Here is a 23,615-nt window from a genome sequence, read left to right on the forward strand (position 1 = left end):
GGGCTAGGGTCGAGCCGTGAGCAGGATGGGTGACGTCGCGGCAGGCGGCGGGATGCGCGGAGGGGCGCGCGGCGGGAGGATCTCGAGCAGCGATCCGGACAGCCAGCGGGAGATCAACGCGGCGGCTCCGAAGGTCGACGACCTGCTCCGGCGCATCGCGGGACTCTTCCGCGACCACCGCCCCAAGCTCACGCTCACCGTGATCCTCGTGCTCGTCGGCGCCGCCCTCACGGTGGTGCCGCCGCTCCTCACCCAGCTGGCCTTCGACCGCGGGCTCTTCCCGCCCGGCGGACGCCCGAACCTCCCGGTGCTGCTCGAGCTGGTCGGCGTCATGGTGCTGGTCTGGGCGTTCTCGGCGATCCTCGGCGTCTGGCAGACCTACCTCACCGCGACCGTCGGCAACACGGTCATGGGGGAGCTGCGCATCCGCCTCTTCCGCCACCTGCAGGCGATGGAGCTCGGCTTCTTCACCCGCACCCGCACCGGCGTCATCCAGTCGCGCCTCGCCAACGACGTGGGCGGCGTGGCCAACGTGCTCACGAACACCGTCTCGAGCGTGCTCGGCAACACCGTCACCGTGATCGCGGCCGTCGTCGCGATGCTCCTGCTCTCGTGGCAGATGACGATCGTCGCCCTCGTCCTCACTCCGGTGCTCGTCGTGGCCCAGCGCCGCGTCGGCCAGGTGAGGGCGCGCATCGCGACGAAGACGCAGGAGTCGCTGTCCGAGATGACCGCGATCACCCAGGAGACCCTGAGCGTATCGGGCATCCTCCTGGCCAAGAGCTTCGGCCGCCAGGAGTCGGAGGTGACGCGCTACGCCGACGAGAACGGCCGGCAGATCGAGCTCCAGGTGCGGCAGCAGATGTCCGGCCAGTGGTTCTTCGCGATGGTGCAGATCTTCCTCTCGGTCATCCCCGTGATCGTGTACCTTGTGGCCGCCTGGCTGATCCTCGGCGGCACCACCGTCACCGCCGGAACCGTCGTGGCCTTCACCACCGTGCAGGCGCGCCTGATGTGGCCGCTCCTGGGCCTGATGCGCGTCGCGCTCGACCTGCAGACGGCCGGAGCGCTGTTCGCCCGCATCTTCGAGTACCTGGACCTGCGTCCGGCGATAACGGACAGGGCAGATGCACGCGAGGTCTCGGGCGAGCTCGGCCGGGTCGAGCTCGACGACGTCGTGTTCCGCTACCCCGACCAGGCGGAGGACGCGCGCCCGACGCTCGACCACGTCTCGGTCGCGATCGAGCCGGGCCAGTTCGTCGCCTTCGTCGGTCCCTCCGGCGCGGGCAAGACCACCATCTCGTACCTCGTCCCGCGCCTCTACGACGTGGCCGGGGGAGCGGTGCGCTTCGCCGGTACCGACGTGCGCGAGCTGCGGCAGGAGTCGCTCGTCTCGCACATCGGCATCGTCAGCCAGGAGACCTACCTCTTCCACGCGACGATCGGCGACAACCTCCGCTACGCCCGCCCGGACGCGACGCAGGAGGAGCTGGAGGCGGCCGCCCGCGCCGCGAACATCCACGCGACGATCACGTCGTTCCCCGACGGCTACGACACGCTTGTCGGCGAGCGCGGCTACCGGCTCTCCGGAGGCGAGAAGCAGCGGCTCGCGATCGCACGCGTCCTGCTGAAGGACCCGGCGGTCCTCATCCTCGACGAGGCGACCAGCGCCCTCGACACCGTCTCGGAGCGGATCGTCCAGACCGCGCTCGACGACGCCGCCCGAGGCCGCACCACCATCGCGATCGCCCACCGGCTCTCGACCATCGTGTCGGCCGACGTCATCCACGTCGTCGAGGGCGGCCGGATCGTCGAATCGGGCACCCACCGCGAGCTGCTCGGCCTCGGCGGCCTCTACGCCTCGCTCTACGCGCAGCAGACGGAGTCGGCCCTCCAGGGCTGAGCCGCGGATCGGCGGCCGCGGCCCCCCGCGGCGCTACTCGCAGCCGGCGCCGTCTGAGTCGCCGGGCTCCGTGCACGACGTCGGCGGAGAGCACGCGCCCTGCCCCGGTGGGGGAGGCGCATCGCTCTCAGCCGCCATCGCCCGCGCCGGAGGCGGTCACTCCGCCGGGCGGTCCTCGAGCATCTGCTCCATCAGCGAGATCTCGGCCTCCTGGGCCTTCACGACGGAGGAGGCGAAGTCGGTGGCGACCGTCACGCGGCTCCGGGCGAGCAGCGCCTCGGCCATGTCGATCGCGCCGCGGTGGTGGGCGATCATCAGCTCGAGGAACATCCGGTCGAAGTCGCGGCCCGACGCGCTGCTGAGGGCGGTGATCTGGTCCGGTGTCGCGAGACCGGGCATGCTCGCCGGCACGACGCCGTCCTCGGTCCCCATCCCCATCGACGAGTGCTCGTCGGCGGCTCCGGCCAGGGTCGGCCGGCCCATCCAGGTCATCGAGGGCTCCGGAGCAGCCTGCGGCAGGCCCCACGAGTTCAGCCAGCCGAAGAGCTGCCCGGCCTGCTGCTGCTGGGTGAGCAGGATGTCCTTCGAGACGGTGAGGACCTCGTCGTCGGCGCTGCGCTCGCGGGCGATCATCGCCAGCTCGGCGCCCTGCAGGTGGTGCACCTGCATGTCGCGCGCGAAGCCCGCTTCGGCGCTGGCGCTCGAGGGCGTCGCCGCGGAGGCGAACGGGGCGAGCGCGCCGAAGAGGTAGCCGCCGGCCGCTCCGAGGAGGAGCGCGACCACGGCGACCGCGGCGACGAGGATCCGGCCCCTACTGCTTGCCGGGCGCATCGATCCCTCCGGTGCAGGGGGCGCCGGGCTCCGGAGCGCTCGAGGACTGCCAGAAGCGCTCGACGAAGGCGTCGATGCGGGGGTCCTCGGGCGAGTCGATCGCGACCTGGGCGTCCCAGGCGCTCAGCACGATGGGCGACTCGAGGCCCTCGTAGGGCGAGACGACGGAGTAGGTGTCGGGCATCGCGGCGATCAGCGCGTCGACCTCGCTCTGCGGGAGCTCGGGGTCGTACGTGGCCCAGACGGCGCCGTGCTCGAGGTCGTGCACCGCGTTCTCGTTCGGGACGGGCTCGTCGTAGACGCCGCAGTTCATCCACACGGCGTTGTGCGGGCCGCCCGCCGGCGGGGTCTGCGGGTAGTCGACGGCGCCGGCGACGTGGGTGGCGTCGTTGTCGAAGGTCTGCAGGCCGTCGATCTCGCGCGCCTCGACGATCTGCTGGTTCCCGAAGACGGTGACCGCGACGATCCCGCCGACCGCGAGGACGGCCAGGGCCGACAGCGACCAGATCCAGATGCGGGAGCCGCGCTTGCGGCGGTCCTGCTCGCGCTTGTAGGCCTCGAGCTTCTCCTGTCGGGCGCGGTTCTTGGCGGACATCGTGTCTTTGGGCACGGCGGCGTCTCTCGTTCTGAGGGCGGAAGGCGCCTGGGGCGGGCGCAGGCGCCTGAGAGGCGCTCTCAGAGGATAACGAGCGAGGCTTCGGATCGGATCAATGCGGGGTCAGGGGGATCTCGATGCGCCCGAGGAGCGGGCCGCTCGATCAGCGGGAGAGGAGGCCGCGGAGGAGTGGGACGGTGCGCCGCGGCTCCGCTCAGGGGGCGAAGGTGAGCCAGAGCAGCAGGCCGTTCAGGACGATGAGGAAGACGGCGGCCAGGGCGGCGGCGAGGGTGGTGAACCAGCGGTTCGTCTGGTCGCCCATCAGGCGGCGGTCGCGGGTCAGGATCACGAGCGGCACGAGCGCGAAGGGGATGCCGAACGACAGGACCACCTGGCTGAGCACCAGCGCGCGCGTCGGGTCGAAGCCGATCGCGAGCACCAGGAGCGCCGGGATCAGCGTGACGAGACGACGGGCGACGAGTGGCACCCGCACCTGAAGCAGACCGTGCATGATCTCGGCCCCCGCGTACGCGCCGACCGAGGTCGAGGCGAGGCCGGAGGCGAGCAGGCCGACGGCGAACAGGGTCGCGACCACCGGTCCGAGCGCCGCCCCGATGGCCGCGTGGGCGCCCTCGAGGCTGTCGGTCCCGGCGACTCCCGCGAGGGAGTGCGCGGCGAGGAGCAGGATCGCGAGGTTCACGGTGCCGGCGATGGCGAGGGCGATCGTCACGTCGATCCGGGTGGCGACCAGGATCCTCCGGCGCGCGCCGACGCCCTCGACGTGGCCGAAGCGGTCGCGGGCGAGCGCGGAGTGGGCGTAGATCGCGTGGGGCATGACGGTCGCGCCGAGGATCGAGGCGGCGAGCAGCACCGACTCCGAGCCCTCGAAGCGCGGCATGAGACCGGCGACGGTCGCGCCCGCGTCCGGGGGATCGACGACCACGCCGACCGTGAAGCCGACGGCGATCAGCACCATCAGCGCCGTGATCACCCGCTCGAACGGCTGCGCCCCGCCCCGCGTCTGCACGAGCAGCAGCACCAGCGAGACCGCGCCGGTGACCACGCCGCCGGCCAGCAGCGGCAGTCCGAAGAGCAGGTTGAGCGCGATCGCACCGCCGATCACCTCGGCCAGGTCGGTCGCCATCGCGACCGTCTCGGCCTGCAGCCAGTAGGCCCGGCGGCCCCAGCGGCCGCGCAGGCGGTCGCCGAGCAGCTCGGGGAGGCTGCGGCCGGTCATCAGGCCGAGCTTCGCCGAGAGGTACTGGATGAGCCAGGCCATCAGGTTGCCGAGCACCACCACCCAGACCAGGAGGTAGCCGAACCGGGCGCCGGCCGTCATGTTGCTGGCGACGTTGCCCGGGTCGAGGTAGGCGACTCCGGCGACCAGCGCCGGGCCGAGCAGGCGGAGGAGGTGGATGTCGGCCGGACGCCGCGGCGGTGCGGCGATCGGTGAGGTCATTCGGGGTCCGTTCCGGGTCGACCGCGGCGCTCGCGGACCCCCACGATAGGGCACCGGCGCGACCGGCGGCACTCCCCTCCCGAGACCGCTCCCTGTGCCTCCGCCCACCCCCGTCACACGCCCGCAGCCGGTTGCTACGCTGGCGGGATGAGCCTGGATCGCGCCCTTCCCGCACGCCCGGAGACCGGGATGGCCTACGCCGATTCGGTGCTCGACCTCATCGGCGACACCCCGCTGGTGAAGCTGGGTCCGGTCGCGGCGGGCGTGCAGGCGACCGTGCTGGTCAAGGTCGAGTACCTGAACCCCGGCGGCTCGTCGAAGGACCGCATCGCGACCCGCATCATCGACGCCGCCGAGCGCGACGGGCTGCTGAAGCCCGGCGGCACCATCGTGGAGCCGACCAGCGGCAACACCGGCATCGGCCTCGCCCTCGTCGCGCAGCAGCGCGGCTACCGCTGCGTGTTCGTGCTGCCGGACAAGGTGGGGGAGGACAAGCGCAACGTCCTCACCGCCTACGGGGCCGAGATCGTCGTGACGCCGACGGCCGTCGCTCCGGAGGACCCCGCCTCCTACTACTCCGTCTCGGACCGCCTCGCCCGCGAGATCCCCGGCGCCTTCAAGCCCAACCAGTACGCGAACCTCAACGGACCGCTCAGCCACTACGAGACCACGGGCCCCGAGATCTGGCGCGACACCGCCGGCCGGCTCACCCACTTCGTCGCGGGAGTCGGCACGGGCGGCACCATCAGCGGCGTCGGCCGCTACCTCAAGGAGGTGTCGGAGGGCCGCGTGCAGATCGTCGGCGCCGACCCCGAGGGCTCCGTCTACTCGGGCGGCGGCGGTCGCCCGTACCTGACCGAGGGCGTCGGCGAGGACTTCTGGCCGAGCGCGTACGACCCGAGCGTGGTCGACCGGATCATCGCCTCCAGCGACGCCGAGTCGTTCGCGATGACCCGCCGCCTCGCCCGCGAGGAGGGGCTGCTCGTCGGCGGATCGAGCGGGCTCGCCGTCTCCGTCGCGCTCAAGGCAGCCGCCGGTCTCGGGCCGGACGACGTGGTCGTCGTGCTCCTGCCGGACGGCGGGCGCGGCTACCTCGGCAAGATCTTCAACGACCGCTGGATGCGCTCCTACGGCTTCCTCGAGATGCGCGACGAGGGCACCGTCCGCGACGTGCTCCGCGCGAGGGCGGCGAGCGGGCAGGCCGACCTCCCGGCGCTCGTGCACGCGCACCCGACCGACACGATCCGCGACGCGATCGGCATCATGACCGAGTACGGCGTCTCGCAGCTCCCGGTGCTGACCGCCGAGCCGCCGGTCGTGATGGGCGAGGTCGTCGGAGCCGTCGACGAGCGCGAGCTGCTCGACCGCGTCTTCGCCGGATCCGCCTCGATGAACGACCCGCTCGGCGACTGCGTGGGCGATGCGCTCGCGCTGATCGGGCTCGGCGAGAGCATCACCGCCGCCCGCGCCGCGCTCACCGAGCACAGCGCCCTCCTCGTCACCGACGAGGGCAAGCCCGTCGCGGTGATCACCCGACAGGACCTCCTCACCTACGCCACGGCCTGACGGCCGCCGCCTCCGCACCTCCGACCCAGGGAGCCCGCACCATGCCCAAGAAGCAGCACTTCGACACCCGCGCCATCCACGCCGGCCAGGAGTTCGATCCGACCACCGGGGCGGTCGTGCCGCCCGTCTACATGACCTCCACGTTCGTCCAGGACGGCATCGGCGGTCTCCGGGGCGGCTACGAGTACGCCCGCTCGGCGAACCCGACGCGCGACTCGCTCCAGGAGCTCATCGCCTCGCTCGAGGGTGCGGACGTCGCCTACTCCTTCTCCTCCGGCCTCGCGGCCGAGGACACCCTGCTGCGCGCCGCCCTCGCGCCCGGCGACCACGTCGTCCTGGGCAACGACGCGTACGGCGGCAGCCACCGCCTGATCGACCGGGTGCACAGCGCCTGGGGTGTGCGCAACACGGCCGTCGACATGTCGAACCTCCGCGAGGTGCAGCGGGCGATCGTCCCCGGCGAGACGAAGATGCTCTGGGTCGAGACCCCGTCGAACCCGCTGATGACCATCAGCGACATCGCCGAGCTCGCCGACCTGGCCCACGCGCACGACCTGATCGTCGTCGTCGACAACACCTTCGCCTCGTCCGCCCTGCAGCAGCCGCTGGCCCTCGGTGCCGACGTGGTCGTGCACTCGACCACGAAGTACCTCGGCGGCCACTCGGACGTCGTCGGCGGCGCGCTCGCCCTGCGCTCGGGGCCGCTGGCCGAGAAGATCGCGTTCCTGCAGTTCGCGGTCGGAGCGATCTCGGGCCCGATGGACGCGTGGCTCACGGTCCGCGGCATCAAGACCCTCGGGGTGCGGATGGAGCGCCACTCCGTCAACGCGCAGGCGGTCGCCGAGTTCCTCGTCGAGCACCCGGCGGTGACGGCCGTGCACTACCCGGGCCTGCCCTCGCACCCCGGCCACGAGCTGGCGAAGCGCCAGATGTCGCGGTTCGGCGGGATGCTCTCGCTCGAGCTCGCGACGCCGCGCGCGGCCCGGAAGTTCGCCGAGTCGACCGAGCTGTTCCAGCTCGCGGAGTCACTGGGCGGCGTCGAGTCGCTGATCGGCTACCCGAGCGAGATGACGCACGCGTCGGTGAAGGGCACGCCGCTGGAGGTCTCGGAGTCGCTGGTACGCCTCTCGGTGGGCCTCGAGGACTCGTCCGACCTGATCGCGGACCTGTCGGCGGCGCTGCCGAAGAAGTAGAGGCGGGAACGCCGCCCCGCGGGGCGGCATCTCGATGGTGCGCCCGATCCGGCCCCTGCCAGGATCGGGCGCATGACCTCCTCGCGCCGCTTCGTCGACCTCAGCCACACCGTCGCGGACGGGCTGGTGACCTACCCGGGCCTGCCCGCTCCGCGCATCCGGCCGCACCTCACGCGTGAGGCGTCCCGCGCCTCCTACGCGCCCGGCACCGAGTTCGCGATGGACGTCATCGAGATGATCGGGAACACGGGCACCTACCTCGACAGCCCGTTCCACCGCTACGAGGGAGGAGCCGATCTCGCCGCTCTCCGCCTCGAGACGCTGGTCGATCTGCCTGCCGTCGTGGTCGACGCGACCGGAGCCACCGGACGGGGCATCAGTGCGGACGCGGTCGCGGGACTCGACGTCCGCGGCGCCGCCGTCCTTCTCCGCACCGGCTGGGACGCGCACTTCGCCACGCCCGGGTACGGCAGGGGCGCCCCCTTCCTCAGCGGCGAGGCGGCGGAGGCGCTCGTCGCCGCCGGCGCGGTGCTGGTCGGCATCGACTCGGTGAACATCGACGACACGGAGTCGGGCGGATCGCGGCCCGCGCACTCGGCCCTCCTCGCCGCGGGAGTGCACGTCGTCGAGCACCTCACCGGCCTCGGCGGGCTGCCGGCGACAGGGGCGCGCTTCACCGCCGTGCCGCCGAAGGTGCGGGGCTTCGGGACCTTCCCGGTGCGGGCCTTCGCGGTCGTCGACGAGCCCTGACCGGCGCAGGGCCCCCGGGCGCCTCCGGCTAACCTGGACCGATGCATCCCGCTCTCGCCGCCGTCGGCCGGCGCGTCCGGCCCCGCACGCGCCTCGCGGCGCTGGGCCGTCGTGTCCGTCCCCGCACGCGGCTGCGCTCCGCGGCCCGGGTCGTCCGCTCCGCCCCTCAGCGCCTCTCGGAGCGCCGCGCCGCCGTGATCGCCGCCCGGCCGATCGACCACCCCTCGCCCGCGCTCCGGCGCGAGCTGCTGCTGCTCGCCCTGGCCAACCGATTCTCCCGCCGCTCCGCAGTCGATCCGGCGGGCGAGGTGGTGGTGACGATGACCACGCACGGCGAGCGGCTGCAGCGGGTCCACGTGGCGCTCGAGTCGATCGCCCGCGGCGACGCCCGGCCCGCGCGCCTGGTGCTCTGGCTCGACGACCCTGCCCTGCACGCCGACCTGCCCGCGCCGCTGCGCCGCCTCCGCCGCCGCGGCGTCGAGATCCGCCTGGTCGACGGCTACCGCGTGCACACGAAGTACTACCCGCACCTGCTCTCGGGCCGGGCGGGGGAGCGCGACCTCGTCACCTCCGACGACGACATCGTGTACCCGCGCACCTGGCTGAGGGGTCTGCTCGACGCCCGCTCGCGCTACCCCCGCGAGACCGTGCTCTGCTACCGCGCCCACCGGGTGGGGATCGTCGACGGCGCCGTGGCTCCTTACACGAGCTGGACGCCGGTCGCCGACACGCGCGCGTCGACCGACGTCTTCGGCACCTCCGTCTCCGGGCAGCTGCTGCCCGCCGCGCTCCTCGGCGAGATCGCCGCGCACGGGGAGGCGTTCCGCGAGATCGCCCCGGACGCCGACGACATCTGGCTGCACGTGCGCGCGGTCGACGCCGGCTACCGGATCGCGCAGATCGAGCCCCGGGCCCAGCTGTTCCCGTTCGTGCCGCGCACGCAGCAGTCCGGGCTCTACCTCGTCAACTACTGGGACGGCGGCAACGACCGCCAGGCCCGCGCGGCCTACACGCCCGAGGTGACGGCGCGGATCGCGGCGGACGCGTCCGCGAGAGGGGAGGTGCGCTGATGCGCCTGCTGTTCGTGAGCAACCTCTACCCGCCGCAGGTGCTCGGCGGATACGAGATGACCTGTGCGCGCGTCGCGGAGGCGATGGCGGCCCGCGGCCACACCGTGCGCGTGCTGACCACGCCGACCTACCTGCCGCCGGAGCCCTCGGGCGTCGAGGTGCACCGCACGCTGAGCCTGCGCACCTACTTCCCGCTGCCGCAGACCGGCGGCGAGATCGCTCAGCTGCTGCACCACGAGAGCGCCGTCTCGCGGTTCGAGAACACCCGCATCCTGCTCGAGGAGCTGCGCGACTTCGCGCCGACCCACGTGGTGGCCTTCAACCTGCTCGGGATCGGCGGCCTCGCGATGATCGACCTGCTGCGGGCGGTGGAGGCGCCGTGGATGTGGAACCTCGGCGACCGCATCCCGAACGCCCTGGTCGACGGGCTGCCCGAGCGCGTGCTCCGCGTCTACGGCGCCCAGGCCCCCGACCACTTCGACCGCGGCGAGATCGTCGCGGTCAGCCGCTCCCTCGTCGACGCGATCGAGGCCGGCGGGCTGAGCCTGGGCGAGGTCGAGGTGATCGGGCGCGGAGTGTCCGTTCCCCCCGACACCGCGGAGCCGCGGCGCTACCGCGAGGGCGGGACCACCCGGTTCACGTTCGCCGCGTCGCTCGGCGAGCACAAGGGCGTCGGGCTGGTGCTGGAGGCGGCGGCGTCTCTCGCGGAGGAGACCCGCGACTTCCGCGTGGACCTCTACGGCGACGGAGACGTGGACGGCTGGCGCGCCCGGGCGGACGAGGCGGGCCTGGCCGGCCTGGTCGAGTTCCACGGAGCGACGCCGCACGCCGAGGTGCTCGCCGCGCACGGCCGCGCCGACGCGTTCCTCTTCCCGACCTGGGCCGGAGAGGCGTTCGGCGTCGCGCCGGTCGAGGCGGCCGCGGCGGGCGCCGTGCCGATCGTGACGGCGGCCAGCGGAGTAGCGGAGTTCCTCATCGACGGCGTCGACTGCATCAAGATCACCCGCTCCGCCCCGGCGCTCCTCGAGGCGATGCGGGACGTGGCGAGCGGGGCGGCGGACCTCGAGGCGCTCGGTCGGCGGGGCCGGGCCGCGGCGCGCGGACCGCTCTCGTTCGAGCGCTCCGTCGAGCTGATCGAGGCCTCGCTCGAGCGCCGCTCCCGGCCGGGCCTCGCCGACCGCCTCGCCGACACCACCCTCGAGGCCGACATCATGGACAAGGATCTGCGGGCGATGGACGTGCTCCACCGCCGCTTCTCCGGACGGGACCACGACGATGACCACTGACCACGACTTCCTCCAGGACCCCGGCTCCGCGCCCACCCGGCTCGGCCGCGGCGGCGTCGTGCTCCGCGACGCGGTGCACCGGCTGGTCGCCCCCTGGTTCGAGCAGGCGCGGCTGCGCACGGAGGAGCTGCGCGCCGAGACGGCGGCCCTGCGCGACGAGGTGGCCGGGCTCCGCGGCGAGCTGAGCGCGGTGCAGGGCGACGTCTCCGTGCTGCGCGACGAGTCGGCGGGCCTCCGGGAGGCGCTGGACGAGCTCAGCGCGTCGGTCGCGGCCGACCGAGCCTCGTCCGAGGCGGCGGGTGCGGCGGCCGCCGAGCAGGCCGCCGACACCGCGGCGGCTCTCGACGAGCGCGTCCGCGGGGCCGAGCTCGAACTGCGGGCGGTCACCCGGCGCCTCGCGGAGGCGCTCGACCGCTGAGGCGGCGAGGCCCGGTCCTCGCGGCGGTCAGGCGGGGACCGCCGTCCGCGCGAGCAGCTCGGCGATACGACCGGTGCAGCCGCCGCAGCCCGTGCCGGCGCGGGTCGCCCGCCCGACGCAGGCGACCGTCCCGTGTCCCGCCGCAGCCGCATCGGTGATCACCGCCGCCGTCACGCCGTTGCACCAGCAGACCGTGGCATCGGGGGCGAACGGATCGCCGGTCGCCGCGGCGCCCGCATCCGGGGCGTCCAGACGCAGGAGGCTCGACCGGTCCGCCGGCAGCTCCGAGCCCCGCTCGAAGAGGAGGCTGAGCTCGGCGCCGACCCGGGGCAGACCCACCGAGACGAACCCGCGCAGCACTCCTCCTGCGGTCACGAGCTTGGCGTAGCCGCCGCGGGCGGGGTCAGCCCACAGCGTCACCTCGAGGTGCTCCTCGCCCGGGCGGTGCGGGTCCCACGGCTCCGGGGCCACGTCGCCTCCTGCCACGAGGTCGACACCCTCGGCCTTCAGCATCACGACCGCCGGTCGGGCGTCGGGGACGCGCTCCTCGCCGCAGCGGCCCTCCGCCTCCGCCCGGATCCGCGCTGCGAGCCGGTCCGCCTGCTCCCATCCCGGACCGATCAGTCCGCTCGGTCCGCCGGGCACGCGGCCGTCGGGCAGGGCCGAGCCGCGGGGGGCGACGTGCGCGCAGTCGCCGATCGCGAAGACGTCCGGGTCGCTCCAGCTGCGCAGCTGCTCATCGACCAGGATCCCGGTCGAGACGGCGAGCTCCGCGCCCGCGGCCAGCTCGACCCGCGCACCGACACCGCACGAGAGCACCAGCAGATCCCCCTCGATCTGCTTGCCGTCAGCGCAGACGAGCGCCTGGAAGTGCGCACGGCCGCGGTCGTCGTGCGCGAGCAGGACGCTCTCGGACCGGGCGTGCGCCACCATCTCGACGCCGGCCGCGCGGGCGGCCGCGGCCAGCATCCGCCCCCCGCCCGTGTCGAGATTGCGGGCCATCGGGATGTCGCCGTGGAAGACGACCACCACCTGCGCGCCCTGCTCGGCGGCGGCGAGGGCGAACTCGATCCCGAGCACTCCCGCCCCGAGCACGACGAGGCGAGCGCCGGAGCGCACGGCCTCGCGGACCACCCGGGCGTCGGCCAGGTCTCGCAGCGCCACCACCCTCTCCGGGAGGGGCCGGGAGCCCGCGTCGAGCGACTCCGGATCGGCGGCGCGCACCGTCCGCTCACGTCGGGCCCGCTCCATCCCGGCGAGGGTCGGCACGTTCGCCCGGGCGCCGGTGGCCAGGACGAGGCGGTCGTAGGGCAGCCGCTCGCCGTCGTGCAGCCGCACGACGTTCCGCGCGCGGTCGATCCCCACGACGGCCGCTCCCAGGCGCAGGACGACGCCCGCCGCCTCCGCCGCCGTCCGGTCGCCGAGGTCGAGGCGCTCGCGGGTCGCCCGGCCGACGGCGTACTCCGCGAGCAGGACACGGTTGTAGGGGTCGTCGCCCTCGGCGCCGACGACCGTCAGCGCGACCAGACCGGCCCGCACGGCCGGCAGCAGCTCCTCGACGAAGCGCGAGCCGACGGGTCCGTAGCCGATCAGGACGATCCGCTCGGGAGGTGTCTCAGGCATGTGCCGTCCCTTCCGCGCGGACCCAGACCCGCGTGCGCTTGAACTCGGGCATCGACGACACCGGGTCCACGACGGCCTCGGTGAGGAGGTTCGCGCACTGCTCACCCGCGTAGTGGAAGGGCAGGAACACCGTGTCGTGGCGGATGTCCGCGGTGACGCTCGCGCGGGCGCGGACCACGCCGCGCGCGTTCCCGATCGCCACAGGTGCTCCGTCGCTGACGCCGAGCCGGGAGGCGGTCGCCGGGTGGATCTCGAGTCGAGCCTCCGGGCGGGCCGCATCGAGCTCCGCGACCCGCCGGGTCTGGGTGCCCGACTGGTACTGCTGGAGGTAGCGGCCGGTCACCAGGGTCAGCTCCTCGCCGCGGTCCACGACGACGGGGACGGCGGGGATGACGGCGACCAGGCGCGCCCGGCCGTCGGGGTGCCCGAAGCGCTCAGCGAAGAGGCGCGGCGTCCCCGTGCCGCCCGCGGGGTAGGGCCAGTGGGCGGCGATCCCGGTGTCGAGCAGGGCGTGCGAGAGGCCGGAGTAGTCGGCCACGCCTCCCGCGGACGCGCGGGCCAGCTCGTCGAACACCTCCGCGGGGACGGTCGACCAGCTCGAGGGGGCGTCGAGACGGCGCGCCAGTTCGCTCATGATCCAGAGCTCGCTGCGCACTCCCGCCGGCGGGTCGATCGCCCGGCGGCGGCGGAGCACCCGGCCCTCGAGCGAGGTCATCGTGCCCTCCTCCTCCGCCCACTGCGGCACCGGGAGCACCACATCGGCCAGCGCGGCGGTCTCGGAGAGGAAGAAGTCGCAGACGACCAGCGTGTCCAGGGCCTCGAGCCCGGCGCGGACGGCGTCGGCGTCCGGAGCCGAGACGACCACGTTGGAGCCGTGCACCAGCAGGCAGTGCACGGAGCGTCCGAGCTCGGCGAGCAGGGCGGTGGCGGGCAGGCCCGGGCCGGGGATCGATTCGGGCGTCACGTCCCAGACGGCGGCGACGTGGCGCCGCGCCTCCGGATCGCGGATGGAGCGGTACCCCGGGAGCTGATCGGCCTTCTGGCCGTGCTCGCGTCCGCCCTGGCCGTTGCCCTGACCGGTGAGCGTGCCGTACCCCGACCCCTCGCGGCCCACCAGGCCGAGCACGAGAGCGAGGTTGATCGCGGCGGTCGCGGTGTCGGTGCCGTCGACGTGCTGTTCGACCCCGCGGCCGGTCAGCACGAACGACCGCCCCTCGGCGAGCCGGCGCGCCAGGGAGCGGAGGAGCGAGGTCGGCACGCCCGTGACCGCGGAGGTGCGCTCCGGCCACCACGCCGAGACGCTGCGGCGCACCGCCTCGACGCCGGTCGTGCGCGCGGCGAGGTAGGCGGTGTCGGCGAGGCCCTCGGCGAAGACCAGGTGGATCAGCCCGAGCAGGAGCGGCAGATCCGTCCCGGGGGCGGGCTGCAGATGCGTGCCGGCGCCGTCCTCCGTCAGCCGCGCGGTGGCCGAGCGGCGCGGGTCGACGACCACCAGGCCGCCCCGCGAGCGGGCACCGGCGAAGTGGGCGAGCAGCGGCGGCATCGTCGCGGCGACGTTCGAGCCCAGGAGCAGAATCGTGTCGGCGTCGTCGAGGTCGGACACCGGGAACGGCAGTCCGCGATCGACGCCGAAGGCGCGGTTGCCGGCCGCCGCGGCCGAGGACATGCAGAAGCGGCCGTTGTAGTCGATCCGGGAGGTGCCGAGAGCGATCCGAGCGAACTTCCCGAGCTGGTAGGCCTTCTCGTTGGTGAGGCCCCCGCCGCCGAAGACGGCCACCGCGTCGGCGCCGTGCCGCTCCCGGACGCCGCGCACCGCCCCGGCGACCGCGTCGAGCGCCTCCTCCCACGACGCCTCCGCGAGGACGCCGTCGGCGCCGCGCAGCAGCGGGGAGACCAGGCGCTGTCCGCTCGCCAGCAGCTCGGCGGAGGTCCAGCCCTTGGCGCAGAGCCCGCCCCGGTTCGTCGGGAACTCCCTCCCCTCGACCGCCACGGGTACGGGGCCCGCCGCGGGTGTCAGCGTCATCGCGCACTGCAGGGCGCAGTACGGGCAGTGGGAGTCGGTCGGGGCGGGGGCGCTCATCGTCAGATCCGGGTCCCCGTCTTCGCGGCGAGGCGGAGGTAGACGCCGGCCGTGATCGCGAGCATCACCGCGTAGGCGCCGACGAACCAGCCCAGCGCCGTGGTGTAGTCGCCGAACTCGGTCTTGGAGAAGCCGAGCAGCTGGGGGATCACGAAGCCGCCGTAGGCGCCGATCGCCGAGATCAGGCCGAGCGCCGCGGCGGACGTGCGCTGGGCGCCGATGCCGTCGTCGCCGCGCTGGCGGGCGCGGAGGGCGAACACCGTGGGGATCATGCGGTAGGTCGCGCCGTTGCCGATGCCGGCCGCCGAGAAGAGCACGAGGAAGCAGGCGAGGAAGAGCCAGAAGCTGCCGAGCGGCAGTGTCGCGATCACGCCGAGGATCCCGGCGCCCATGGCGACGAAGGCGAGTACCGTGACAGGCGCTCCGCCGAAGCGGTCGGCCAGACGGCCGCCGGAGGGGCGGGACAGCGAGCCCACCAGGGAGCCGAGGAACGCGAGGCCGACCGTCGCCGAGCCGACGGCGAAGCCGGAGAACTCGGGGAAGGTGTCGGCGATCAGCTTCGGGAACACGCCGGCGAATCCGATGAAGGACCCGAAGGTGCCGATGTAGAGCACGGCCAGCAGCCAGAGGTGCGGCTCGCGGAGCGCGGCGAGGGAGGCGGCGACGTCGGACTTCGCGGTCGAGAGGTTGTCCATGCGCTTGGCGGCGCCGATCATCGCCACGACGATCAGGGGGACCCAGAGGAAGCCGGCGATCGGCAGGTTCAGCGTGGCCGCGGCGCCGACGGTGATCGCGATCGGCACGACGAGCTGCGCGACGGAGGCGCCCAGGTTGCCGCCCGCGGCGTTGAGCCCCAGAGCCCAGCCCTTCTGCGCGTGCGGGTAGAAGAAGGTGATGTTCGCCATCGAGCTGGCGAAGTTGCCGCCGCCGAAGCCGGCGAGCGCGGCCACCAGGAGCATGACGCCGAACGGGGTCTCCGGATTCGAGACCGCGATGCCGAGTCCGACGCTCGGGATCAGCAGGAGGCCCGCCGACACGATCGTCCAGTTGCGGCCGCCGAAGCGGGGGACCATGAACGTGTACGGGATCCGCAGGGTGGCGCCGACGAGGCTCGGCATCGAGATGAGCCAGAAGATCTGCCCGGTGTCGAAGGCGAATCCGGCCGCCGGCAGCGAGACGACCACGACCGACCAGAGCTGCCAGACGACGAAGCCGAGGAACTCGGCGAAGATCGACCACCTCAGATTGCGGGCGGCGACGGAGCGTCCCTCCGCCTCCCACTGGGCGGGGTCCTCGGGGTTCCAGCCGTCGATCCAGCGGCCCGGCCGTCGGATGATGCCGGTGGAAGTGGCGGCGGTCGTGGGGGCGGTGGTCGGGGGTGCAGCAGTCATCGTGGTCCTCCGGAGGGTGGGCGGCGCGCGCGAGGGCGCGCTCGGGACGGGGAGGTGGAGCGGTAGTGGTGCGGGGAGGAGGCGTCAGGCGTTGCGCCCGAACAGCTCCGAGACGATGTCGACCAGCTCGCGGGCGGGCGGATCGACGGCGGTGAGGAGGGGAGCGGAGGCGAGGTCGGCCCCCGCGGAGGCGGCCAGGCCGGCGAAGTAGCCGGGCGCGAGCAGGTAGGTGGCGACCACGACGCGCGCGCCGGGGTGGGCGGCGCGCTCGGCGGCGACCGCCTCCGCGATCCGCGGCTCGGCGGCCGAGATGAACGAGGTGCTCACCTCGCGGCCGAGCTCGGCGGCGAGGAGGCGGCCGGTGGTCCAGCAGTCCGCGACGGCACCGGCGTCGCTCGAGCCGGCAGCGGCGAGTACGACGCGGTCGCCGTCGTCGAGCCCTGCCTCGTGGAGCCGGCGGGCGAGCACGCGCGCCAGGCGGGGATCGGGTCCGAGCGCGCCCGAGACCCGCACCGGCCGCTCCGCCTCCGCCGCGGCCTCGGCGAGGTCGACGTGCACGTGGTAGCCGGCCGAGAGCAGCAGCGGCACGACCACCGCCGGCCGGCCCGGCTCGAGAGAGCCCAGGGTCGCGGGGACGTCGGGCTGCTGCACGTCGACGAAGGAGTCGAGCACGTCCAGCGCCGGGTTGGCCCGGCGGACCGCCTCGACCAGCGCGGCGACGGCACGCCTCCCGTCGTCGTCGGAGGTCCCGTGGGACGCGGCGACCAGAGCGGTCCGCTGGGCGACCTCGATCGTGCCGTCGCTCTCGCGCACCTGCCAGGTGGCGAGGTGCAGCTCCGCTCGTGTGAAGCAGGCGCCGGTCTCGAGGTCGAAGACGTCCTTGTGCAGGGGGGAGGCGATCGTGGGCCGCTGCACCCCGTCGACCAGACGCGAGCCGACGATGCCGCGCGAGAGCACGGCCGCGCCGGTCGCGGGGTCGAGGTTCGAGACGGCCCGCACCCGCCCGTCGGGCAGGAGGAACAGGGCGAGCTGCACACCGCCGACCAGGGCGGCCTCGCCCCAGAGCGGCTCGAGGTCGCCGACGGCGCAGACCGGCACCCAGGTGGTGGCGGTCGCGGGGGCGAGCCGATCGAGGAGGGTCATCGCTGCGCCTTCTTCCTGCGGGTGGGCCACCGCATCCGGTCGGACGCGATGAGGCAACGGTAGGGATCGCGCGTTTCGTGCGAGCACGCCTCCGGTGTCACGGGCGTAACGAAGCCCTCACGGCCTGCGGCGCTCGCCGAGAGGCGCGCGTCACACGCTGTAACACCGGGGCAACGGCGGGGAAACGGGCCGTCCCTACGGTGGACGTCATGACTCCTGGAGCGAACCCCGCCGCCCGGCCCCGACGCGTGCTCGTCGTCGGAGCGGGACCCGCCGCGCACCGCCTAATCGACGCGCTCGTCGCCCGGGCCGGCGACCAGGCGCTGGAGATCACCGTCCTCGGCGAGGAGGTGCACCGTCCCTACGACCGCGTCGCACTCTCGAAGCGCCTCGACGGCGAGCACGACCTGACTCTGGGCGACGGCGCTCTGTGGGAGTCGGCGCGGCTGATCACCTCCTCCCGTGTCGTCGCGATCGATCCCGACCGCCTGCGCGTCGAGCTCGCGGACGGCCGCTCCCTCGAGGGCGACGAGATCGTCCTGGCGACGGGCTCCTCCGCCACGGTCCCGCCGATCGAGGGCGCCGAGCACGGCCGCGTCTACCGCACGCTCGAGGACGTGGACGGGCTCGTCGCCGAGCTCGCCGCGTTCCGCGCCCGGCGCGGACGCCCCGCGATCGTGGTCGTGGTCGGCGGCGGTCTGCTCGGCCTCGAGGCGGCGGGAGGCGCGCACCGGCTCGGTGCGCGCACCGCCCTCGTCCACTCCGGCCGCTGGCTGATGAGCGCGCAGCTCGACGAGGGCGCCGGGCAGGCCCTCGGCCGCATCATCTCGGCGCAGGGGATCGCGCTGCACCTCGGCAACCGGCCCACCGCGATCCTCACCTCGCCGACGGGGACGGTGCTCGGCGTCGCGCTGACCGACGGCAGCAGCATCAGCGCCGATCTCGTGGTCTTCTCCATCGGGATCACGGCGCGCGACGAGCTCGCCCGAGCGGTCGGGATCGAGGTCGCACCGCGCGGAGGCGTGGTCGTCGACGAGGCCTGCCGCACCAGCCGGGCGGGAGTCTGGGCCATCGGCGAGGTCGCCGCGATCGACGGCCGCACCGTCGGGCTCGTCGCACCCGCCAACGCGATGGCGGAGGTTGTCGCCGACCGGATCCTCGGCGGCGACGCGACCTTCCCGGGGGTCGACGACGCCACCAAGCTCAAGCTCTCGGGCGTGGAGGTCGCCAGCTTCGGCGACGCCCTCGGCACCACGGAGGGAGCGCTCGAGGTCGTCTACGCCGATCCGGCCCGCGGTCTCTACCAGAAGGTCGTCGTCTCGGACGATGCGCGCACGCTGCTCGGCGGGATGTTCGTCGGCGACGCGGGCCCCTACTCCTCCCTCCGCCCGCTGCTGGGGCGCGAGCTGCCGGCCGAGCCCGGCGCCTACCTCGCGGCGGCGGGGGCGGAGGCGCCCTCGGGCGACCTTCCGGACGACGCCCAGGTCTGCTCGTGCAACAACGTCTCGGTCGGCGAGGTCCGTCACGCGATCGGCGAGGGGTGCACCGAGCTGGGGCCGCTCAAGGCCTGCACCCGCGCGGGCACCCAGTGCGGATCGTGCGTGCCCCTGGTGAAGAAGCTGCTCGACACGGAGCTGATCCGTGCGGGCGTCGAGGTCTCCCGCGCCCTCTGCGAGCACGTGGCGCTCAGCCGCAGCGAGCTGTTCGAGTCGGTCCGCATCCTCGGGCTGCACTCGGCCGAGCAGGTGATGGAGCGCTTCGGCTCCGGGCTGGGCTGCGACGTCTGCAAGCCGGTGATCGCCTCCGTCCTCGCCACCCAGACGAACGCCTACATCCTCGACGGCGGCCAGGCGCCGCTGCAGGACACCAACGACCGCGCCCTGGCCAACATGCAGAAGGACGGCACCTACTCCGTCGTCCCGCGGATCCCCGGGGGCGAGATCACGCCGGCGAAGCTCAAGGTGATCGCCGAGGTCGCCGAGCAGTACGGCCTCTACACGAAGATCACCGGCGGGCAGCGGATCGACATGTTCGGCGCCCGCCTCGAGCAGCTGCCCGAGATCTGGCGCCTCCTCGTCGACGCCGGCTTCGAGTCGGGTCAGGCGTACGGCAAGTCGCTGCGCACGGTCAAGTCGTGCGTCGGATCGACCTGGTGCCGCTTCGGAGTCCAGGACGCGGTCGGGATGGCGGTCTTCCTCGAGGAGCGGTACCGGGGTCTCCGCTCGCCGCACAAGTTCAAGCTCGGGGTCAGCGGCTGCGCCCGCGAGTGCGCCGAGGCGCGGGGGAAGGACATCGGCGTCATCGCGAGCGACCTCGGCTGGAACCTCTACGTCGGCGGCAACGGCGGCTACCAGCCGGCGCACGCCCAGCTGCTCGCGCAGGACCTCGACGACGAGACCCTGGTGCGCTACATCGACCGCTACGTCATGTACTACGTGCGGACGGCCGAGCGGCTCCAGCGGACCGCACGCTGGCAGGAGGAGCTCCCCGGCGGACTCGAGCACGTGCGCGAGGTGGTCTGCGAGGACTCGCTCGGCATCGCCGCCGAGCTGGAGGCCGCCATGGCCACGCACGTCGACACCTACGTCGACGAGTGGGCGGCGACCCTCGCCGATCCCGACCGGCTCCGCCGCTTCCGCTCCTTCGTGAACGCCCCGGACACTGCGGATCCGCGCGTCGCGACCGTGCGCGAGCGCGGGCAGGTCCGGCCCGCCGGCCGGGACGAGAGACCGGACGGACCCGTGCTGGTCGCGGGGCCGAGGATCCCCGTCGGTCCGGCCGGGATCGGATCGGACTCGTGATGCAGCTCTCCCTCGACCTCGCCGGACGCCGCGTGCTCGTGATCGGCACCGCCTCCGGGACCCGCCGCGTGCTCGCCCGCTACCGAGCCGCCGGCGCACTCGTCGAGCGGCACGAGGCGGAGGACGCGCTCACCCCGGCGCCCCCGGCCCTGATCGTGTGGGTGGAGGGGCCGGCGCCGCTCCGAGCAGCGGCGGCCGAGCTCTGCCCCTGGATCGTCGACGAGGCCCCCGCGCCGACCCGGCCGGTCGGGCACGTCAGCATCGTCGGCGGCGGCCCCGGCGATCCGGATCTGATGACCCTCGCCGCCCGCCGCGCCCTCCGCGACGCGGACGTGGTGCTCTACGACCGGCTCGGTCCGCACGAGGGCCTGGCCGAGTGGGCGCCCGGCGCCGAGCTGATCGACGTCGGCAAGACGCCGGGTCATCATGCGGTGCCGCAGCACGAGATCGAGCGGCTGATGATCGAGCGGGCCCTCGCGGGTCTGGACGTCGTGCGCCTGAAGGGCGGCGATCCGTTCGTGTTCGGCCGCGGGTCGGAGGAGGTGCGCGCGTGCCGGCTCGCCGGCGTCGGCTCCACGGTCGTCCCCGGAGTGACCAGCGCGATCTCGGTGCCCGCCGCCGCCGGGATCCCGGTCACCCACCGCGAGGTCAGCAGGGCCTTCACCGTGGTCTCGGGCCATGCGCCGTTCAGCGAGCAGGAGCTCGGCCATCTGGCCGGGCTGGGCGGGACGATCGTGGTGCTGATGGGCGTGAACACCCTCCCGCACCTCGTCGCCGGGCTGCAGCGCGCCGGGATGCGCGCCGACACGCCCCTCGCGATCGTCGAGCGGGGCTGGTCTCGCGACCAGCGCACGACGGTCTCGTCGGTCGGCGGAGTGCTCGGCCTGCTCGCCGAGCTGGCACCGCGCTCGCCCGCCGTGATCGTCATCGGCGAGGTGGTCCGGCAGGCCGCGTGCCATGATGCGGGGGACCCCGAGAGCATCGCCCGAGCGGTCGATGCACTGACCGCGTGAGACCCCGAGGGGGCCGAGCATGACTGGCACCGATCCCGACGCCGCCGTGGGGTTCCGACCCGACCAGCTGGACGGCTTCCGCATCGGGGTCACCTCCGACCGCCGCTCCGAGGACCTGATCGCCGCGTTCGAGCGCCGCGGTGCCGCCGTCACGCACGCCCCCACCATCCGCATGCGCGGCGTCGACACCGAGGGCGCGCTCGAGGAGGAGACCCGCGCCATCGTCGCCGCCCGTCCCGACGTGCTCCTCGCCACCACCTCCTACGGCCTGCGGCGCTGGCTCGAGGCCGCGGACGCCGCGGGGATCGAGCTGGCCGACGCGCTGTCCTCCGCGCGGATCCTCGTCCGCGGACCCAAGGCGCGCGGAGCGATCCGTGCGGCGGGTCTCGACGACCACGGGATGAGCGAGCGCGAGACGACCACCTCCCTCGTCGACCTGGCCCTGCGCGAGGGCGTCGCCGGCCGCACGATCGCGGTGCAGCTGCACGGATTCACCGACCCGGCTCAGCTGCAGCGTCTCCGCGACGCCGGCGCCCGGGTGCTCACGGCCGCGCCCTACCGCTGGAGCGTGCACGAGGACTCCGCCCGGGTGCTGCGGCTGATCGACGCGGTCTGCGGAGGGGGCATCGACGCCGTCACCTTCACCAGCGCGCCGGCGGTGGAGGCGCTCTTCACGGTCGCGGAGGCCGCGGGCCGCCTCGACGACCTCCAGGCGGCCTTCCGCGAGACGGTGGTCGCCGCCGCCGTGGGCCCCGTGACCGCAGCACCCCTGGTCGAGGCAGGGATCCTCCCGGTCGTGCCGGACCGGTTCCGGATGGGCGCGCTCATCCGCCTGACCTGCGAGCACCTCGAGCAGGCGTCGCCCCGCATCGAGACGGCCTTCGGCACTCTCGAGCTCCGAGGCCGGCACGCCGTCCTGGCCGGGACCCGGGTGGCGCTGACCCCGGTCGCGCTCGCGCTGTTCCGGACTCTCGTCGCCGCCGAGGGCGCGACCGTCGCGCGTCACGTCCTCGCGGCCTCCGCGCCGGAGGCTCTCGACGACCACGCGGTCGACGTCGCTGTCAGCCGCCTCCGTCAGGCCCTCCCCGAACCGCGGCTCGTGGCGACGGTGATCAAGCGCGGCTACCGGCTCGCGACCCCGCTCTGAGCGGCGGCGCGGTGCCACACTGAGCGCGTGGGCAGGCTGAGGGTCGTCGTCGCGCCCGACTCCTTCAAGGGGTCGGCGAGCGCGGTCGAGGTCGCGCGGGCGATCGCCGAGGGCTGGAGCGCTGCGCGCCCGGGGGACGAGATCGTCCACGCGCCGATGGCCGACGGAGGAGAGGGCACGGTCGAGGCCGTCGCACTCGCGGTCCCGGGGTCGCTTCGGCGGCCGGTCGTCGTCCCCGGCCCGGACGACCGGCCGGTCCGCGCCTGGTGGCTGCTGCTCCCCGACGGGACAGCCGTCGTCGAGCTCGCCTCCACGAGCGGCATCACGCTGCTCGACCCGCTCCGTCCGCTCACCGCGCACACGCGCGGCTTCGGCCGCGCGATCGCCGCCGCCCTCGACGCGGGGGCGCACGCCCTGCTGCTGGCGATCGGCGGCAGCGCCTCGACCGACGGCGGAGTCGGAGCGCTCCGCGAGCTCGGCGCACGCTTCTCCACCGCCTCCGGCCGCGACCTCGGCGAGGGAGGCGGTGCGCTGCCCGCGCTCGCCGCCGCCGACCTCCGCGCGCTGCGTCCTCTGCCGCCCGGAGGCGCGGTCGTGCTCAGCGACGTCGCGACCCCGCTGCTCGGCGACTCCGGGGCGGCCCGCGTCTACGGACCGCAGAAGGGGGCCGGCCCCGAGGACGTCCTCCTCCTCGAGAGCGGCCTCCGCCGTCTCGCCACGCACCTGGACGCGGATCCCGACGCGCCGGGCTCCGGGGCGGCGGGCGGGACGGGCTTCGGGCTGCTCGCCTGGGGCGCGCGCCCGACCTCCGGCGCCGGCGCCGTCGGACGGGCGATCGGGCTCCCGGCGCTCCTCACGGGCGCGGACGTCGTCATCACGGGGGAGGGGCGCTTCGACGCGCAGTCCGCCGCGGGCAAGGTCCCGGTGCACGTCCTCGCGCTCGCCGAGGCGGCCGGGGCGCGGACACTCCTCGTCGCCGGGGCGATCGCGGCGCCGACTCCCGGCTTCACCGCTGCGGTGTCGCTGACGGAGGCGGCGGGCTCCTCGTCCGCGGCCCTCGCGGACCCGTTCCCGCACCTGCGCGCCGTCGCCCGGGAGTGGGCCGCGCAGTTCCTCTGACCGTTCGCGGTGTCGGTGGTCGGGCGTACCGTCCGGGCATGCCCCGAGATGCGATCCGACCACCACATCTTGTGGTCGAGCCGCCGCGCGGACCCCACCGGTCGGGCATGCCGACACGCCGTGGCGCGTTGTACACAGTGAACGGGATCCTTCTGTCCACACCTGTGGATGGTTCGTCCGGATCCGCGTCCTTCCGCGGTTCCACGGGCTCCGGCCTGTGGATGAAC

General features: G+C 74.1%; 18 protein-coding genes. 11 read left to right on the forward strand and 7 right to left on the reverse strand.

The window, feature by feature from the left end; all coding sequences use genetic code 11:
- The first annotated feature begins 25 nt into the window (after positions 1 to 25).
- The gene (locus C5B95_RS15460) at positions 26 to 1,903 is read left to right on the forward strand and encodes an ABC transporter ATP-binding protein (RefSeq protein ID WP_104247708.1); all 1,878 of its coding nucleotides are present in this window, start codon (positions 26 to 28) and stop codon (positions 1,901 to 1,903) included.
- 156 nt (positions 1,904 to 2,059) lie between these two features.
- Here the strand turns inward: C5B95_RS15460 and C5B95_RS15465 are convergent, their stop codons facing one another.
- The 3 genes from C5B95_RS15465 to C5B95_RS15475 form a co-directional block, all read right to left on the reverse strand.
- A complete protein-coding gene (locus C5B95_RS15465; protein WP_104224341.1) occupies positions 2,060 to 2,734 on the reverse strand; it encodes a DUF305 domain-containing protein in 675 nt (224 codons plus the stop codon).
- On the reverse strand, positions 2,715 to 3,344 hold the full coding sequence (locus C5B95_RS15470) for a DUF3105 domain-containing protein (RefSeq protein WP_244230507.1): 630 nt from the start codon (positions 3,342 to 3,344) through the stop codon (positions 2,715 to 2,717). The genes C5B95_RS15465 and C5B95_RS15470 overlap by 20 nt, the downstream gene beginning before the upstream one ends.
- 199 nt (positions 3,345 to 3,543) lie before the next feature.
- Entirely contained in the window at positions 3,544 to 4,788 is a 1,245-nt protein-coding gene (locus C5B95_RS15475) for an Nramp family divalent metal transporter (protein ID WP_104349573.1), read from the reverse strand.
- A gap of 189 nt (positions 4,789 to 4,977) precedes the next feature.
- Here C5B95_RS15475 and C5B95_RS15480 point away from each other — a divergent pair, with 189 nt between their 5' ends.
- The 6 genes from C5B95_RS15480 to C5B95_RS15505 all read left to right on the forward strand — a co-directional run bounded on the left by C5B95_RS15480 (position 4,978) and on the right by C5B95_RS15505 (position 11,071).
- Positions 4,978 to 6,354, forward strand: a complete 1,377-nt coding sequence (locus C5B95_RS15480) for a cystathionine beta-synthase (RefSeq protein WP_104234473.1) — start codon at positions 4,978 to 4,980, stop codon at positions 6,352 to 6,354.
- 41 nt (positions 6,355 to 6,395) lie between these two features.
- The gene (locus tag C5B95_RS15485; protein ID WP_104224345.1) at positions 6,396 to 7,547 is read left to right on the forward strand and encodes a cystathionine gamma-synthase; all 1,152 of its coding nucleotides are present in this window, start codon (positions 6,396 to 6,398) and stop codon (positions 7,545 to 7,547) included.
- A 72-nt stretch (positions 7,548 to 7,619) separates the two neighbouring features.
- Positions 7,620 to 8,297 (forward strand): cyclase family protein, encoded by a 678-nt coding sequence (locus C5B95_RS15490; protein WP_104247709.1) that lies wholly within the window; start codon positions 7,620 to 7,622, stop codon positions 8,295 to 8,297.
- A 41-nt stretch (positions 8,298 to 8,338) separates the two neighbouring features.
- Complete coding sequence (locus C5B95_RS15495; protein ID WP_104269657.1) at positions 8,339 to 9,367, forward strand: glycosyltransferase; 1,029 nt, start codon at positions 8,339 to 8,341, stop codon at positions 9,365 to 9,367.
- The gene (locus C5B95_RS15500; RefSeq protein WP_104349574.1) at positions 9,367 to 10,653 is read left to right on the forward strand and encodes a glycosyltransferase; all 1,287 of its coding nucleotides are present in this window, start codon (positions 9,367 to 9,369) and stop codon (positions 10,651 to 10,653) included. Before C5B95_RS15495 ends, C5B95_RS15500 begins: the two co-directional genes overlap by 1 nt.
- Positions 10,643 to 11,071, forward strand: coding sequence for a hypothetical protein (locus tag C5B95_RS15505; RefSeq protein WP_104247711.1), 429 nt, complete (start codon positions 10,643 to 10,645; stop codon positions 11,069 to 11,071). The genes C5B95_RS15500 and C5B95_RS15505 overlap by 11 nt, the downstream gene beginning before the upstream one ends.
- Positions 11,072 to 11,098: 27 nt before the next feature.
- Here the strand turns inward: C5B95_RS15505 and C5B95_RS15510 are convergent, their stop codons facing one another.
- From C5B95_RS15510 to nirD, 4 genes are all read right to left on the reverse strand, one after another.
- Entirely contained in the window at positions 11,099 to 12,694 is a 1,596-nt protein-coding gene (locus C5B95_RS15510) for an NAD(P)/FAD-dependent oxidoreductase (protein ID WP_104224350.1), read from the reverse strand.
- Complete coding sequence (locus C5B95_RS15515) at positions 12,687 to 14,774, reverse strand: molybdopterin oxidoreductase family protein (protein WP_104349575.1); 2,088 nt, start codon at positions 14,772 to 14,774, stop codon at positions 12,687 to 12,689. Before C5B95_RS15515 ends, C5B95_RS15510 begins: the two co-directional genes overlap by 8 nt.
- 2 nt (positions 14,775 to 14,776) lie before the next feature.
- A complete protein-coding gene (locus C5B95_RS15520; RefSeq protein WP_104326350.1) occupies positions 14,777 to 16,165 on the reverse strand; it encodes an MFS transporter in 1,389 nt (462 codons plus the stop codon).
- An 84-nt stretch (positions 16,166 to 16,249) separates the two neighbouring features.
- Positions 16,250 to 17,308 carry a nitrite reductase small subunit NirD gene (nirD, locus tag C5B95_RS15525; RefSeq protein ID WP_104224353.1) on the reverse strand — a complete coding sequence of 353 codons (1,059 nt, stop codon included), beginning with the start codon at positions 17,306 to 17,308 and terminating at the stop codon, positions 16,250 to 16,252.
- 209 nt (positions 17,309 to 17,517) lie between these two features.
- On the opposite strand from nirD, the gene nirB reads away from it, so the two are divergent.
- From nirB to C5B95_RS15545, 4 genes are read left to right on the forward strand one after another with little or no spacing between them, the layout of a single operon-like run.
- Complete coding sequence (gene nirB, locus C5B95_RS15530; protein WP_104349576.1) at positions 17,518 to 20,109, forward strand: nitrite reductase large subunit NirB; 2,592 nt, start codon at positions 17,518 to 17,520, stop codon at positions 20,107 to 20,109.
- Positions 20,109 to 21,122 (forward strand): uroporphyrinogen-III C-methyltransferase, encoded by a 1,014-nt coding sequence (gene cobA, locus C5B95_RS15535; protein ID WP_104227191.1) that lies wholly within the window; start codon positions 20,109 to 20,111, stop codon positions 21,120 to 21,122. Before nirB ends, cobA begins: the two co-directional genes overlap by 1 nt.
- Positions 21,123 to 21,141: 19 nt before the next feature.
- Positions 21,142 to 22,269, forward strand: a complete 1,128-nt coding sequence (locus tag C5B95_RS15540; protein ID WP_104238252.1) for a uroporphyrinogen-III synthase — start codon at positions 21,142 to 21,144, stop codon at positions 22,267 to 22,269.
- A gap of 36 nt (positions 22,270 to 22,305) precedes the next feature.
- Positions 22,306 to 23,388, forward strand: coding sequence for a glycerate kinase (locus C5B95_RS15545; protein ID WP_219813860.1), 1,083 nt, complete (start codon positions 22,306 to 22,308; stop codon positions 23,386 to 23,388).
- The last annotated feature ends 227 nt before the right edge of the window (positions 23,389 to 23,615 follow it).

The organism is Rathayibacter sp. AY1A7 (genome assembly GCF_002930845.1).
Classification (GTDB): domain Bacteria; phylum Actinomycetota; class Actinomycetes; order Actinomycetales; family Microbacteriaceae; genus Rathayibacter.